Genomic DNA, 13,776 nt, shown 5'->3' with positions numbered 1-13,776 from the left:
GCACCGGCACCACCGAAGACCTCACCCGCGCCGTCCACTTCGCCATGACCAGCCCCTTCGTCACCGGCACCGTCCTCCACATCGACGGCGGCGGCGCGTTCAGCGGCCGAGGAGCGTGCGCAGGTCCGCGGCGGCGAGGGTGAGGCTGTCGTCGTAGCCGCCGGTGGCCAGCCGGAGGACGAAGGCCACGGCCTCGTCGGGGCCGGGGTCGGTGTACGGCTCGCCGTTGTAGTCGAGGAACAGCGGCATCGCCTCGAAGGCCGTGCGCTTGTTCCGGTCGATCAGGGGGTGGTTGCGGGCGAGGCTCTGGCCGAGCGCGGCGGCCTTGGTCCACACGTCGGGGTAGGCGTCCGCGCCGAAGAGGCTCGCCCGGGGGCGGCCGAGTGCGGAGTGCAGGGCGTCGAGGTCGCGGATGTTCCGGGGGCCGCCGGCGAGGTAGCCGACGTCGTCCAGGTCGAGGTAGTCGATCACAGGTCCTTGAGCCTCTCCAGGGTTTCCGCGTTGGCCTCCCGGATGCGGTGGACCAGGGCGGCGCGGCGCTCGGCGCGGGTGGCCGGGGGCCGCTCGGCGGGCGGCTCCTCCGCCACGGTGCCGTCGTCGGGGACGCGGTCCAGGGGGTGCGGGGTCGTCACGGCACGCTCCTCGGTCGTCACTGCCGGTCCGGCCCGACAGTAGGGCCGGCGGGCTCGCGCCGGCCAGCGGTTTTCCGCGCGGGGCCGGCGTGTAAGGGGTTATAGCGTGGGCGGTGTCGAGGAGTCGGGCGGGGCGGAGGTTCGGGCGATGGGCGCGGTGACCCGGGGTGTGGGTGCGGCGGTGGCCGGGGGGCTCGCGGCGGCCGGGGCGCTGCACGCGCTCTGGACGGTGACGACGTGGCCGCTGCGGACGCCGGAGGAGTTCGCGGACACCCTGGTCGGCACGGGCGAGGGCGTCCCTCCGGCGGCGGCCTGCGCGGCGGTGGCCGGGGCGCTGGGCGCGGCCGCGTATCTGGTGGCGGCGGAGGCCGGGGTGGCACCGGCGGTGGGGCCCGCGCGGCTGCGGCGGGCGGGGGTGCGGACGGTGTCGGCGGTGCTGCTGGCCCGCGGGGCCGGCGGGCTGGTGGTGTCCGGTCTCGGGCTCGGCCCGAGCAGCGAGCGGTTCCGGCGGATGGACACCCGGTGCTACGCGCCGCTCTGCCTGGCGCTCGGCGCCGGAGCGGCGGTGACCAGCCGTTTCCCGGCGCGGGGGTCGGTTGCGTAGGGTGGCGTGGTTCGTGGCCGTGGAGCGTGGAGGAGTCCGTCGTGCTGGTGCTGTTGCCGCCCTCGGAGGGGAAGGCCGCGTCCGGGGACGGTGTGCCGGTGGCGCTCGACGGGCTGTCGCTGCCCGGGCTGACGGCGGCGCGGGCGGAGGTGCTGGAGTCGCTGGTCGCGCTGTGCCGCGGGGACGAGGACGCCGCCGCCGAGGTGCTCGGGCTGAGCCCGGGGCTGCGCGGCGAGGTGGCGCGCAACGCGGGGCTGCCGGCGGCGGGGGCGTTCCCGGCCGGGCAGGTGTACACCGGGGTGCTGTTCGACAACCTCGGGCTGGCGACGCTGGACGCGGCCGCGTACGGCCGGGCCGAGCGGAGCCTGCTGGTCTTCTCCGGCCTCTGGGGCGCGGTGCGGATCGGTGACCGGATCCCGCCCTACCGCTGCTCGATGGGTGTGAGACTTCCCGGCCCGGGGGCGCTCGGCGCGTACTGGCGGCGCGCGATGGCCGAGGTGCTGCCGGAGGTCGCCGACGGCCTGGTGCTGGACCTGCGCTCCTCCGCCTACGCGGCGGCCTGGAAGCCGGCCGGCGAGCTGGTGTCCCGGACGGCGACGGTGCGGGTGCTCCAGGAGCGCGACGGCCGGCGGACCGTTGTCAGCCACTTCAACAAGGCCACCAAGGGGCGGCTGGTCCGCGACCTGCTGGTGGCGGGCGCCGAGCCGAAGACGCCGGGCGAGCTGCTGGACGCGCTGCTCGCGCTGGGTCACCGGGTGGAGGTCGCCGCCGAGGGCACCGCGCGCAAGCCGTGGCAACTGGACGTGGTGGTCACCGAGCTGCACTGAGGCGCGCCGGGTACCACGCGCCGGGGGCCGGTCGGTCGATCCGACCGGCCCCCGGCGTGTCCCGGCTTCTCAGCGCAGATGCCCGGTGTCGTTGAGCAGCCGCAGCGAGGCGTTGCCGTCCGCGTAGTACTGGACGGCGCAGAACGAGGCGGCGGACAGCTCCATCCGGTACAGCGAGTCCGGCGGCGCGCCGAGCGCCAGCCGGACCAGCGTCTTGATCGGGCTGACGTGCGAGACCACCAGCACGGTCTTCCCGGGGTAGCGGGCGAGGATCTTGTCCCGGGCCACTCCGACCCGGTGGGTCAGGGTCGCGAAGCTCTCACCGCCGCCGGTCGGCCGGGCCTTGGTGGAGCCGAGCCACGCGGTGAGGTCGTCCGGGTACCGCTCCCGCGCCTCGGCGAAGGTCAGCCCCTCCCAGGCGCCGAAGTCGACCTCGCGCAGCCCCTCCTCGTAGCGGACGTCCAGGCCCAGCCGGGCGGCGACGGCCTCCGCGGTCTGCCGGGTGCGGCGCATCGGCGAGGCGACCACGGCCTGGATCGAGCCGCGCGCGGCGAGTGCCTCGGCGGCCCGCTCGGCCTGCCAGCGGCCCTTCTCGGAGAGCTCCGGATCGGTGCCTCCGCTGCCGGAGAACCGCTTCTCCGGGGTGAGGTGCGTCTCGCCGTGCCGGAGCAGGACGAGGGTGGTCGGGGTGCCGAGGTCCGCGGGGGCCGCCCAGCCCGCCTTGGGCGCGGCGGTCTCCAGCGGCTCGGGCTCCTCGGCGGCCTGCGCGAGTGCGGCCCGCGCGGGTGCGGCGGCGGGCCGGGGCTCCCACTGGCGGCCGGCCTTGCCCGCGTCCATCGCCTCGTTGGCGAGCCGGTCGGCCTCCTTGTTCTTCTCGCGCGGGATCCAGGTGTACCGGACCTGTCCGCGCGGGAAGACCTCGCGGGCCTCGGCGGCGAGCGGCTGCATGTCCGGGTGCTTGATCTTCCACCGGCCGGACATCTGCTCGACGACCAGCTTGGAGTCCATCCGGACGTCCACCGAGGCCCCCGGGTCGATCTCCCGGGCGGCGCGCAGGCCGGCGATCAGCCCCTTGTACTCGGCCACGTTGTTGGTCGCGTGACCGATGAACTCCGCCGCCTCGGCGAGGATCTGCCCGGTGTCGCCGTCACGGACCACCGCGCCGTAGCCGGCCGGCCCCGGGTTGCCCCGGGAGCCGCCGTCCGCCTCGACGACGAACCTGCGCGCCGTCACCGGCTCAGACGCCGGAGTCGGCGGTGCGGACCAGGATCCGCGAGCAGTTCTCGCAGCGGACCACCTTGTCGGCCGGCTCGGCCTTGATCGAGTTGAGCTCGGTGATCGAGAACTCGGTGCGACAGCCCTCGCAGCGGCGCTGGTACAGCCGGGCCGCGCCGACGCCGCCCTGCGTCTCGCGCAGCTTGCTGTAGAGCTTCATCAGGTCGGCCGGGACGACGGCGGCGACGGCCTCGCGGTCGCGCTTGACCTTCTCCACCTCGGCGTCGATCTCGGCGTACGCGGCGTCCCGGCGGCCCTCGGCCTCGGTCAGCACGACGGTGGAGTGCTCCAGGCGGGCGCCCAGCTCGGTGACCCGGGTCTGGGCGGACTCCAGCCGCTCCATGATCTCCAGCACGACGTCCTCCAGGTCGCCCTGGCGCTTGGCCAGCGAGCCGATCTCGTGCTGGAGGTTCTCGAGGTCCTTGGGCGAGGTGATCGCGCCGGAGTCCAGGCGCTGCTGGTTGCGGGCGGCCCGGGTGCGGACCTGCTCCACGTCCTGCTCGGCCTTGGTGAGCTCACGGGTGGTGTCGCCGTGCTGGGCCTGGGCGGCGACCACCAGGTCCTTGAGGGCGGTGTGGTCGGCGGTGACCTTGTCGATCTCGGCGTGCTCGGGCAGGCTGCGCCGCCGGTGGGCCAGCTGGTCGAGCTTGGAGTCGATGGCCTGGAGGTCGAGCAGGCGGATCTGGTCGGCGGGCGCGGCGTTCAAGCGGAGAGCTCCTGTGAATCGGGTCAGGCGGGGAAGGACATGGGGGCGTGCGCGGTCCACGGGTCGGTGACCGTGCGGGAGACCCGGGTCTCCACGGTCCAGCCGTGCTTCTCGGCGGCGCCGTGCAGCGCCCGCTCGGCCAGCGGCAGCCAGGGCCACTCGGTGGCCCAGTGCGCGGCGTCGACCAGGGCGACCGGCGCCGCCTCGGCGGCCTCGGAGGCCGGGTGGTGGCGCAGGTCGGCGGTCAGGTAGGCGTCCACGCCGGCCGCGCGCACCTCGGCGAACAGGCTGTCGCCGGAGCCGCCGCACACCGCGACCCGGCTGACCAGGCGGTTCGGGTCACCGGAGACCCGTACGCCGGCGGCGGTGGCCGGCAGCCGCCGGGCGACCTTCGCGGCGAACACGGCGAGGGTCAGCGGGGGCTCCAGCAGGCCGACCCGCCCGGTGCCGCGCCGGCCCAGCGGGTCGGTCGGGTCCGGGACGAGCGGGCCGGTGACGGTCACGCCGACCGCCTCGGCGAGCGCGTCCGAGACGCCCGGGTCGGCGTGGTCGGCGTTGGTGTGCGCCACGTGCAGGGCGATCCCGTTGCGGATCAGGGTGTGCACGACGCGGCCCTTGAAGGTGGTCGCGGCGACGGTGGTGGTGCCGCGCAGGTACAGCGGGTGGTGGGTGACGACCAGGTCGGCCCCCCACTCGACGGCCTCGTCGACAACCACCTGTACGGGGTCGACGGCGAACAGCACGCGGCGGACCTCGGCCTGAGGGTCTCCGCAGACCAGGCCGACGGCGTCCCAGGACTCCGCCCACTGCGGCGGGTACAGCTCTTCGAGGGCGGTGATGACGTCGGACAGTTTCGGCACCTGTCGAGACTACCGTGCGCGCGGGCGGGGGCGGTCCGCCGGTTCTCCGGCTGCGGCGGGTCGGGCGGTCGGTGGGCGGGCGGTTCGGCCGACGGGTCGGCCGGCGGGTGGGGCGTACGGCTGCGCGTCAACCTGCGGCGCGGCATGCGCGGGCGGGCGGCGCGGCCCCGTTCGACCGGCGGCCGGCGGCGCTCCGCGCCGGGGGACGGGGCGTGCACCGCGCACACCGGGCCGTTCGCACGAATTCGAAACGGCGCCCGGATCACCCTTACGAGTGAAGTGACCGGCTTCGGATTGAGCATCCCTCGCTACCGAACGTAACTTCACTTCTGCGAACGGGAGTTGCCCGGCCGGTTGTCCCGGCCGGCCCCCCGACCGGTCGCCCGGCCGACGACCCGACCAGGGAGCCGGTCCGGGGGCCGGGGGGCGCTCCGCCGGACGTACGGGCCCGGCCGAGCAGGGCGGACCGGGCCCGGCGGCGGACGCGGCCGGGGCGGTGCCGAGGGTGTCGGCGCCGCCGGGCAGCACACCCGGGGCATTTCCGAGGAACCGATTTCAGGCCGTGGCCGCGTGCCCCGGAGCCGGGGCCGTGGGCACCGGCGGGGCGCGGGCACCAGACGAAGGGATGTGGTGGCGAATGGAGGCGGGCACCTCGCTTCGTACGGCCGGAGGGACGGGCTCGGCGGACCACGGGCCGGATGCGGCCGGCCAGTGGCCCGGGATGACGCGGACGGCGCTGGCCGCCGCCGGAGGCCGGGGAGGCGAGGGGGACGCGCGGGCCGACGGGCAGGCCGGCTGGCGGGTCACCGTCGAGGGCTTCTGGTGCACGGCCAGGCCGTCCGCGGGCGAGCTGCCCGAGGAGGGCTGGAAGCTCCACGTCAGCGCCGCCTCGGCGGTCGGCGGCGCGGTGCTCGCGGCCGTCACCGAGGTGCTCGCCGAGGACCCGTGCGCGTTCAAGTTCGCGGCCTCGCAGGAGCGGCTGCACCAGCTCAACTCGCGCAACAGCGACCGGGGTTCGGCCGGCAAGTTCATCACCGTCTATCCGGCCGGCGAGGCGCAGTTCCGGCGGCTGGCCGCCGCGCTGCACCGGGCCACCGACGGCCTGCCCGGTCCCGTGGTGCTCTCCGACCGCCCGTACCGGCCGGGCAGCCTGGTGCACTACCGGTACGGGGCCATCGCGGCCCGCGCCGAGCTGGGCAACGACGGCGGGTACCGGTCGATGCTGCGCGGGCCGGGCGGCGAGCGGGTCGAGGACGTGCGCGGGGCGGCGTACCGGTGCCCGCCGTGGGCGCGGGACCCGCTGGCCGCCGACGGGGCGGGGGCGCCGGACGAAGTCGCGGGCGGGGGCGCGGGCGGTCGGGGCGGGTACGGCGCCGCGTCCGGGTACCGGCCGGGCGCGGGCCGGCCGGCGGCGCGGCGGCGCGGCAGCGGCGGGGTGCTGCTCGCCGGGCGGTACGTGGTCACCGGGGCGATCCGGCACGGCGCCAAGGGCGGCGTCTTCCTCGGCCGGGACACCGACGGCGGCGCCGAGGTCGTGGTCAAGCAGGCCCGCGCGCACATCGAGGTGGACCGCGCCGGCACGGACGCGCGCGCCGCGCTGCGGCACGAGGCCGCACTGCTCGCCCGGCTGGAGGGCCAGGAGCTGGCGCCGCGCCCGGTCGAACTCGTCGAACAGGACGACTCACTCTTCCTCGTGCAGGAACGAATCGCCGGACAGCCGCTGGGCAGCTGGGTCGCGGCCCGGCTGCGCCGCGACGGCAGTCCCGACGTCGACTGGGCCGAGGCCGGACCGATGGCCCACGCCCTGCTCGACCTCGTCGAGCGGGTCCACGAGCAGGGCCTCGTCCTGCGCGACCTCTCCCCCGGCAACGTCCTCGTCCAGCCGGACGGCTCGCTGCGGCTGGTCGACCTGGAGCTGGCCGCCGAGGCCGGCAGCCGCGCCGGTTCGGCCGGCACCCCCGGCTACCGGGCCCCCGAGCAGGGGCCGGGGCGGCTCGCCCTGGTCGCCGGGGACGGCGGGGAGGGCGGGGGCGTCCGCACGGCCGAACCGGAGGCCGATCTGTACGCGCTCGGCGGGCTCTTCTTCCTCCTCGCCACCGGTCACGACCCGCTGCTGCCCGAAGACCTCCCGCACGCCCGCCCGGTCGCCGACCGGCTCGGCCGCTGGCTCACCCTGGCCGCCCGCTGCGGCACCACCGCCCACCGCCTCGCCCCGTCCGTCCTCGGCCTCCGCGCCGAGACCCCGCAGCTCCGCTGGCCCACGGCCCGGGTACGGGAGGCCCTGGCGACCGCGCCGGGCGGTGACGGCGAGGAGGCCGGAGCCCCTTCCACGCGCTGGGACACGGAGCCCCCGGTCACAGAGCCCAGCTACGCCCCGCACACCGACAACGTGCCGCCGCCCCCGAACACGGCCCGCACCGGCGCCAACCTCGGCGCCGCAGCAGAGCCCACGAACGACCCGCACGCCGACGCCGTCCCGCCGCCGGACCCGCCCCGCACCGGCAACCCGCCAACCGCCCCCGTCGCCCTCGGCATCACCGGGGAGGCCGAGGCCGCCGACAACGTGCCGCTGCCCCCGAACGCGGCCCGCGCCGACGGCCCGTCCTCCGCCGGCACCAGCTGGGAGTCCCCGCACGGCCCTTCGCGCGTTCGCCGTGCCGCGAGCGGCGGGAACGGCTCGGCGGCCGTCCTCGACCGGGTGCTGCACGACGGGCTGCGGCAGCTGGCCGTCAGTGCCACGCCGGCGCGGCGGGACCGGCTCTGGCCCGTGGTGCCGGCCGGCGAGCGGTCGGACCCGTGCAACGTGCAGCACGGCGCGGCCGGGGTGCTGGCCGTGCTCGCCCGGGCCGTCGTGACCGCCGGCCTGCCCGAGGACGTCCGGGAGACCGCCCGGGTGACCGCCCGGACCGCCGCCGAGTGGATCGAACGCCGGTGCGCCGCCGAGCCGGTGGTGCTGCCCGGCCTGCACTTCGGCCGGTCGGGCGCCGCCTGGGCGCTGCTGGACGCCGCCCGCGCGCTGGACGACCGGGCCCTGGCCGGGCGAGCGGCCGGGCTGGCGACCCGGATAGCGGTCGAGTGGCCCAACCCCGACGTCTGCCACGGTGCGGCCGGCGCCGGCTTCCTCCAACTCCGCTTCACCGCCGAGGAATTCCCCGGCGACACGATCGACCCGACGGCATTCCTCGACCGGGCCGCCCGCTGCGGCCACGGCCTGCTGGCCGCCGCGCGGCAGGCGCCGTACGGCACCGTGTGGCCGGTGCCGCAGGACTTCGACTCGGCGCTCGCCGGGATCACCCACCTCGGCTTCGCCCACGGGGTCGCGGGGGTCGGCACGTTCCTGCTGGCGGCCACCCACGCCACGGGCGACCGCGCGTTCCTCGACGGCGCGCTCGCGGCCGGCCGCACCCTCGCCGCCACCGCCCGCCTCGACCCGGACCACGGCGCCGGCCCCGCCGCCTGGTGGCCGCAGAGCGCCGACGACCCCGCCCACGTGCGGCTGGCCCACTGGTGCAGCGGGTCCTCCGGCGCAGGAACCTTCCTCCTCCGGCTCTGGCGCGCCACCGGCGACACCGACGCGCACCGGCTGGCCGTGGCCGCCGGCCGGGCGGTGACCGCCGGACGCTGGCACAGCGGCATCACCGCCTGCCACGGCCTGGCCGGCGACGGAGAGTTCCTGCTCGACCTCGCCGAAGCCACCGGCGATCCGGAATTCCGCACCGCTGCGGCCGAGTTGGGCACCCTCATCGCCGCCCGGTCGGCGCTGCGCGACGGCCTGCTGGTGCTGCCGGACGAGACCGGCACCGGATCCGCCCCCGCGTACGGCACCGGGACGACGGGCGCGCTGGCCTTCCTGCTGCGCCTGCGGCACGGGGGCCCGCGGCTCTGGGTGGACCCGGTCCCGGCCCCGGCTCCGAACCCGGCCGGGGCGGTGACGACATGACCGTGGTCACCCGCGCCGCCACCCAGGCACTGCGCCGGCTCAGCTTCACCTTCGCCGCCGACGGCAGCCACGCCGCCTGCCTCGCCTCCGCCGCCGACGGCGGCTGGTACGTGGAGAGTTGGCGCCTCCCGGCGGACGGCCCCGCCGTCCCGACCGGGCTGCACCTGCCGGGCAACCGCTTCGAGAGCTTCCGCTCCCAACTGGTCGCCCTGCCGGACGGTTCGGTGCTGGTCTGCCGGCACGACGGCGAGCGGCACGACCTGGTGACGCTCCGCGCCGGCACCGACCAGGACGGCCGGCCCACCACCGCCGAACAGCCGTTGACCACCCTGCGGATGCCCGGCCTGCGCCTCCTGCCGCTCCCGGAGGGCGCGCCGTCGGACTCCCGGGCGCCGGTCGCACTGGCCCTCGGCAGCGACACCCGGCCGGCCACCACCGTCTGGCTGGTGCGTGCCGACGGCTCCGCGCCGCAGCAGGTCGCCGAGATCCCGGGCCTGCACGGCGGGGGCGTCTGGCTGGACCGCACCGGCACGCTGCTGGCGCTCGACCGGGTGCGCGACGGCCTGGTCCGCACCGTGGTGCTCGACCTGCGCAGCGGCACCGTCACCCCGCTGCTGGAGATCGGCGAGCGCAGCAACGACCGGCTGGTGCTGTTCGACCCGGACAGCCGGTTCGCGATGGTGCGCAGTGACGCGCCCGGCACCGACCGGATCGGTTGGGGCGTCCTGGGCGACGGCGAACCGCTGCGCTTCCCGGAGACCCTGCACGTCGAGGGCATGTTCCTGCGACCGGTGGCGCTGCGCCCGGGCCCGGACGGGGCCCGGGTGGCCGTCCAGGTCGAACACGGCGCTGGCTGCTCCCTCGCGCTGTGGCGGCCGGCCGCCGGACGGCTGGACCCGCTGCCCGTCCCGCCGGGGCGGCTCGGCGCGGTGGGGCACTGGTCGGCGGGCGGGCTGCGGATGCCGTACTCGGCGCCCGACCACCCGGCCGCGCTCGCCACCCTGGACGTGGACGCGCTGCTGGCGCAGGGACCGGCGGCCACCGCGCCCACCCCGGCTCCGGTGCCGCTGCCGCTGCAACTGGCGCCGCTCGGCTCCGGCCTGCCCGGCCCTTGGCGGGACACCGTCCTGCCCTGGCGTCCCGGCGCCATGGGCCGCGCGAGATCCGGTGCGCCACCGCGGGGTTGGCGCTTGGACGGCTCGGCCGAGCCCGGTGACGGCGGCCGCTGGTTTCCCGCACAGAGCCTCGAACTCGCCGGCCCGGCGGGACCGTTGGAGGCGGTGGTGTACGGCGGGGACGCCTGGCTGAGCAGCCCGCACCTGGTGCTGGCGCTGCACGGCGGCCCGGCGGACGCCTGGCGGCTGGAGTTCGACCCGGCGCTTCAGCGGATGGCGGCCGAGGGCCTGGCCGTGCTCGCGCCGAACCAGCGCGGGTCCACGGGCTACGGGTTGGCGCACGCGCTGGCCATCCGGGGCGCCTGGGGCGGGCCTGACCTCGACGACGTGCTGTACCTGCTGGAGGCCGTCGCCGGCCAGCGCGCCGCGCTCGGCCTGGAGCCGCCGGCCCTGTTCGGGGTCAGCTACGGCGCGTTCCTCGCGCTGCTGACGGCGGCGCACGCGCCCGCCGAGCACGTGACGCGCTGCGCGGTCGTCGCACCGTTCCTGTCGGGCGGCCGGCTGCTGGCCGAAGCCTCGTCCCCCGTCAGGGCGTTGACCACCCGGCTGGGCGGCGGCGAGCCGATCGCGGACGCCCGGGGGCCGCGCGACGTGCTCCAGCTCGCGCACCGGATCGACGCGCCGCTGCTGGTCGTGCACGGCGACCGGGACGAGGTCGTCCCGGTGAGCCAATCCCGTTCGCTGCGGCACGAGTTGCTGCGGATCGGACGTACGGAGGGGACCGACTTCCGCTACGTCGAGGCGGCGGGGTCCGGGCACGAGGTCCTCGCCGAGGAGGGCGGCGCGGTGCTGCACGAACTGCTCGCCACGTTCCTGCGCACCGGCCGGCCGGGGTAGTCCCTCCCGCCGGCCACCTTCACCCACGGACTCCCGGGCCCCTTCGCGGCCCGGGCCGCCCGGCCCTGCGCGGCCGGGAACACCCCGCGGCGGCGCACCGAGCCGCCCCGGGGAGCACCAGTACAGCGCCCGCACCGCAGGTCGCGGCGGGCGCGACCACCAAGGGGAGGAACCCGATCATGGAGAGCATGCTGGACTTCGAGACCGACCTCGCGGCGCTGCAGGAGCTGCCGGAGACCGAGTCCGTCGAGCTGACCGGCCACGGCGGCGGCTGCCAGTTCACCTGTCTCATCCTGACCTGTCTGATCTTCACCATCAGCTAGTGGTGGCGATCGGCCGGTAGCCCATCGGCCCGGGTGCCGTCTTCGCCTGTCCGGACAGGCGAAGACGGCACCTTGCTGCTCCGGCCCCTCAGCGGGTGCTGCCGGCCGATGCGCAGGTGCTCGCGCCGCTCCACCCGGTGGCTGGGGGCGGCGGCGCCACCGGTGTACTCGGGGTGGTCCGGGGCCGTGCCGTTCCCCGGGAGGCGGTCGTGATCTCGATAGGATCTCGCCCGCTCCGGCGGTTAAGGTGGCGGCCGGGGTACGGGCCGCGATCACCGGTCGCGCCCCGACCGCGCCCACGATGTGCCGGCCGGGCGCCGAAACACCTGCACCCTCGCAAGGAAAAGACGATTCTGATGTCCGACACCCTCACCGACACCACCGGACCCCTCAGCGGGACCGACGCCGACGAGACCACGGCCGAGGACACCGCGTCGCACGGCCGCCACCGCGGCCGGTCCGCCGCCGACGACAGCCCCGAGGCCGACCCGCACGGCCGCCACCGCGCCGCCGGCCAGGGCTGAGCGACCCCCTGGGAACGCCCAGTGCCGTGGGGCCCGCCGGAGCGTCCGGCGGGCCCCACGCCGCTCAGCCCGGCGTCACCACCGTCCGCAGCGCCTCGCCGCCGCGCATCTGCGCGAGCGCGTCGTTGACCTCCGCCAGCGCCACCCGGTGCGTGATCATCCCCGCGAGGTCGATCCGCCCGGCCCGCCACAGCTCCACCACCAGCGCGACGGTGACGGCCAGCGGCGCGCCGCCGTACAGCGAGGGCAGCAGCCGCTTCTCGTTGAAGAACAGCTCGCCCATGCTGAAGCTCGCGAGGTCGTCCTGCGCCCCGGCGCCGATCACCACCAGCGCGCCGCCGCGCCGGGCCGCGCCGTATCCGGCCCGGACGGTGGCCGAGCGGCCGACCGCCTCGAAGACGTAGTCGAAGCCGCCGCCCGGCAGGCCCTTGGCCACCGCCTTGAGCTCCTCGGGGGCGAGCGCCTCGGTCGCGCCGAAGGACAGCGCCCGTTCCCGGCGGGAGACCACCGGGTCGACCACGGTGATCCGCCCCGCGCCGCAGACCCGCGCGCCCTGCACCGCCGCGACGCCCACGCCGCCGGCGCCGATCACCGCGACCGACGCGCCCGGCTCGACCCGGGCGGTGTGGACGGCCGCGCCGACGCCGGTGGTCACACCGCAGCCGATCAGCGCGGCCAGCTCGTACGGGAGGTCGGCGGGCACCGGGACCACCGCGTCGCGCTCGACCACCACCTCCTCGGCGAAGGTGCCGGTGCCGTAGAACCCGGACGCCTCACCGTCCGCGCCGTAGCGGAAGTTGGGCGTGCCGAGCCGCCGCAGGCTGGCCACGCAGAGGTGCGAGCGGCCGCGCTCGCAGTGCGCGCACCGGCCGCAGGGCGCCATCCAGCAGAGCACGACGCGGTCGCCGACGGCGAGGTCCGTCACGCCCTCGCCGACCTCGACGACGTCCCCGGCGCCCTCGTGCCCGGGGACGAAGGGCGCGGGCTGGGGCAGCACGCCGTTCATCGCCGAGAGGTCGGAGTGGCAGAGGCTGGCGGCGCGCAGCCGGACCCGCACCTTGCCGGGACCGAAGCCCACGGCCTCCACGTCGTCGCGCACGTCGAGCGTGTCCTGACCGGTCTTGTGCAGGATGGCTGCGCGCATGGGGCGGCTCCCGGGTCCGTCTCGGATCGCTGGTCGCGCCGATTCTGGCACGGCGCACAGGCCGCCGACTGGAACACGTTCCACCCCCGGCCCGCACCCGGGGCAGCGGGGGAACGGGGGCGTACCGTCGAGTAAGGTCCGACGGCGAGCAGAACACCGGACCACCCGTCGAGGAGCAGCACCATGTCCGACCTCCTGGAGACCGCGCGCCCCCGGCCCGAGGTCCTGGCCGCGTTCGAGGGCGCGACCGGGTTCATGCCCGTCGACGAGGGCCTCGCCCTGTACGCCGCCGCCGTGACCGCCGCGCGCCGGACCGGGCTGCCCGTGCTGGAGATCGGCACCTACTGCGGCCGCTCCGCGATCCTGCTGGCCGCCGCCGCCCGGGAGGCCGGCACCGTGGCGCTGACCGTCGACCACCACCGCGGCTCCGAGGAGCAGCAGCCCGGGTGGGAGTACCACGACCCGACGCTGGTCGACCCGGAGGTCGGCCGAATGGACACCCTCCCCCGGTTCCGCCGCACCCTGCACGCGGCGGGCCTGGAGGAGCACGTGGTCGCCCTGGTCGGCCGCTCGCCGCAGATCGCGGCCCTGTGGGGCGGCCGGCTCGCCCTGGTCTTCATCGACGGCGGCCACACCGACGAGCACGCCACCGCCGACTACGAGGGCTGGGCGCCGCACCTGGCGCCCGAGGGCCTGCTGGTGGTCCACGACGTCTTCCCCGACCCGGCCGACGGCGGCCAGGCGCCCTACCGGGTGTACCTGCGGGCGCTGGCCGAGGGGTTCGAGGAGGTCTCGGTGACCGGTTCGCTGCGCGTCCTGCGCCGCCGCACCGCCGGCTGAGCCCGCCCCCGGACACCCCGCCGCCCGGCCGGGGTGTCCGGAATCCGCCCACCCCGCCCACGGACGATCACGGATGCTCTAACGTCGTG

At 76.7% G+C, this 13,776-nt stretch carries 13 protein-coding genes; 7 read left to right on the top strand and 6 right to left on the bottom strand.

Features of this window, described 5'->3' with window-relative positions; translation table 11 throughout:
* Positions 1-99: 99 nt before the first annotated feature.
* Entirely contained in the window at positions 100-471 is a 372-nt protein-coding gene (locus ABTX81_RS18485; protein WP_350546661.1) for a type II toxin-antitoxin system death-on-curing family toxin, read from the bottom strand.
* On the bottom strand, positions 468-632 hold the full coding sequence (locus tag ABTX81_RS18480; RefSeq protein ID WP_350546659.1) for a hypothetical protein: 165 nt from the start codon (positions 630-632) through the stop codon (positions 468-470). Before ABTX81_RS18480 ends, ABTX81_RS18485 begins: the two co-directional genes overlap by 4 nt.
* A gap of 106 nt (positions 633-738) precedes the next feature.
* Here ABTX81_RS18480 and ABTX81_RS18475 point away from each other — a divergent pair, with 106 nt between their 5' ends.
* Both ABTX81_RS18475 and yaaA read left to right on the top strand, forming a co-directional pair.
* Positions 739-1,236, top strand: a complete 498-nt coding sequence (locus ABTX81_RS18475) for a DUF3995 domain-containing protein (protein ID WP_350546656.1) — start codon at positions 739-741, stop codon at positions 1,234-1,236.
* Between the two features lie 41 nt (positions 1,237-1,277).
* Entirely contained in the window at positions 1,278-2,063 is a 786-nt protein-coding gene (gene yaaA, locus ABTX81_RS18470) for a peroxide stress protein YaaA (protein ID WP_350546654.1), read from the top strand.
* Between the two features lie 69 nt (positions 2,064-2,132).
* Here the strand turns inward: yaaA and ABTX81_RS18465 are convergent, their stop codons facing one another.
* Genes ABTX81_RS18465 through ABTX81_RS18455 form a run of 3 tightly spaced genes read right to left on the bottom strand, consistent with a single transcriptional unit; the run spans position 2,133 to position 4,904 of the window.
* Positions 2,133-3,296, bottom strand: coding sequence for a bifunctional RNase H/acid phosphatase (locus tag ABTX81_RS18465; RefSeq protein WP_350546651.1), 1,164 nt, complete (start codon positions 3,294-3,296; stop codon positions 2,133-2,135).
* Positions 3,297-3,300: 4 nt separating this feature from the next.
* Positions 3,301-4,044, bottom strand: coding sequence for a zinc ribbon domain-containing protein (locus ABTX81_RS18460; RefSeq protein WP_350546647.1), 744 nt, complete (start codon positions 4,042-4,044; stop codon positions 3,301-3,303).
* Positions 4,045-4,067: 23 nt separating this feature from the next.
* Positions 4,068-4,904, bottom strand: a complete 837-nt coding sequence (locus ABTX81_RS18455; RefSeq protein WP_350546643.1) for a Nif3-like dinuclear metal center hexameric protein — start codon at positions 4,902-4,904, stop codon at positions 4,068-4,070.
* A gap of 721 nt (positions 4,905-5,625) precedes the next feature.
* Here ABTX81_RS18455 and ABTX81_RS18450 point away from each other — a divergent pair.
* The 4 genes from ABTX81_RS18450 (at position 5,626) to ABTX81_RS18435 (ending at position 11,703) form a co-directional block, all read left to right on the top strand.
* The gene (locus ABTX81_RS18450) at positions 5,626-8,844 is read left to right on the top strand and encodes a class III lanthionine synthetase LanKC N-terminal domain-containing protein (RefSeq protein WP_350546640.1); all 3,219 of its coding nucleotides are present in this window, start codon (positions 5,626-5,628) and stop codon (positions 8,842-8,844) included.
* Positions 8,841-10,856 (top strand): S9 family peptidase, encoded by a 2,016-nt coding sequence (locus tag ABTX81_RS18445; protein ID WP_350546638.1) that lies wholly within the window; start codon positions 8,841-8,843, stop codon positions 10,854-10,856. Before ABTX81_RS18450 ends, ABTX81_RS18445 begins: the two co-directional genes overlap by 4 nt.
* Before the next feature lie 179 nt (positions 10,857-11,035).
* Positions 11,036-11,179: a VenA family class IV lanthipeptide gene (locus tag ABTX81_RS18440; protein ID WP_350546635.1), complete on the top strand. Its 144-nt coding sequence runs from the start codon at positions 11,036-11,038 to the stop codon at positions 11,177-11,179.
* Between the two features lie 356 nt (positions 11,180-11,535).
* Positions 11,536-11,703 (top strand): hypothetical protein, encoded by a 168-nt coding sequence (locus tag ABTX81_RS18435; protein ID WP_350546632.1) that lies wholly within the window; start codon positions 11,536-11,538, stop codon positions 11,701-11,703.
* Between the two features lie 64 nt (positions 11,704-11,767).
* Here ABTX81_RS18435 and ABTX81_RS18430 read toward each other — a convergent pair whose 3' ends face one another.
* On the bottom strand, positions 11,768-12,847 hold the full coding sequence (locus ABTX81_RS18430) for an alcohol dehydrogenase catalytic domain-containing protein (protein ID WP_350546629.1): 1,080 nt from the start codon (positions 12,845-12,847) through the stop codon (positions 11,768-11,770).
* A 183-nt stretch (positions 12,848-13,030) separates the two neighbouring features.
* Here ABTX81_RS18430 and ABTX81_RS18425 point away from each other — a divergent pair, with 183 nt between their 5' ends.
* Complete coding sequence (locus tag ABTX81_RS18425; RefSeq protein ID WP_350546626.1) at positions 13,031-13,687, top strand: class I SAM-dependent methyltransferase; 657 nt, start codon at positions 13,031-13,033, stop codon at positions 13,685-13,687.
* Positions 13,688-13,776: the final 89 nt, after the last annotated feature.

Source organism: Kitasatospora sp. NPDC097605 (genome assembly GCF_040302725.1).
Taxonomy (GTDB): domain Bacteria; phylum Actinomycetota; class Actinomycetes; order Streptomycetales; family Streptomycetaceae; genus Kitasatospora.
The sequence above is the reverse complement of the archived record's forward strand: the minus strand, read 5'-3'. Positions and strand labels throughout refer to the sequence as shown.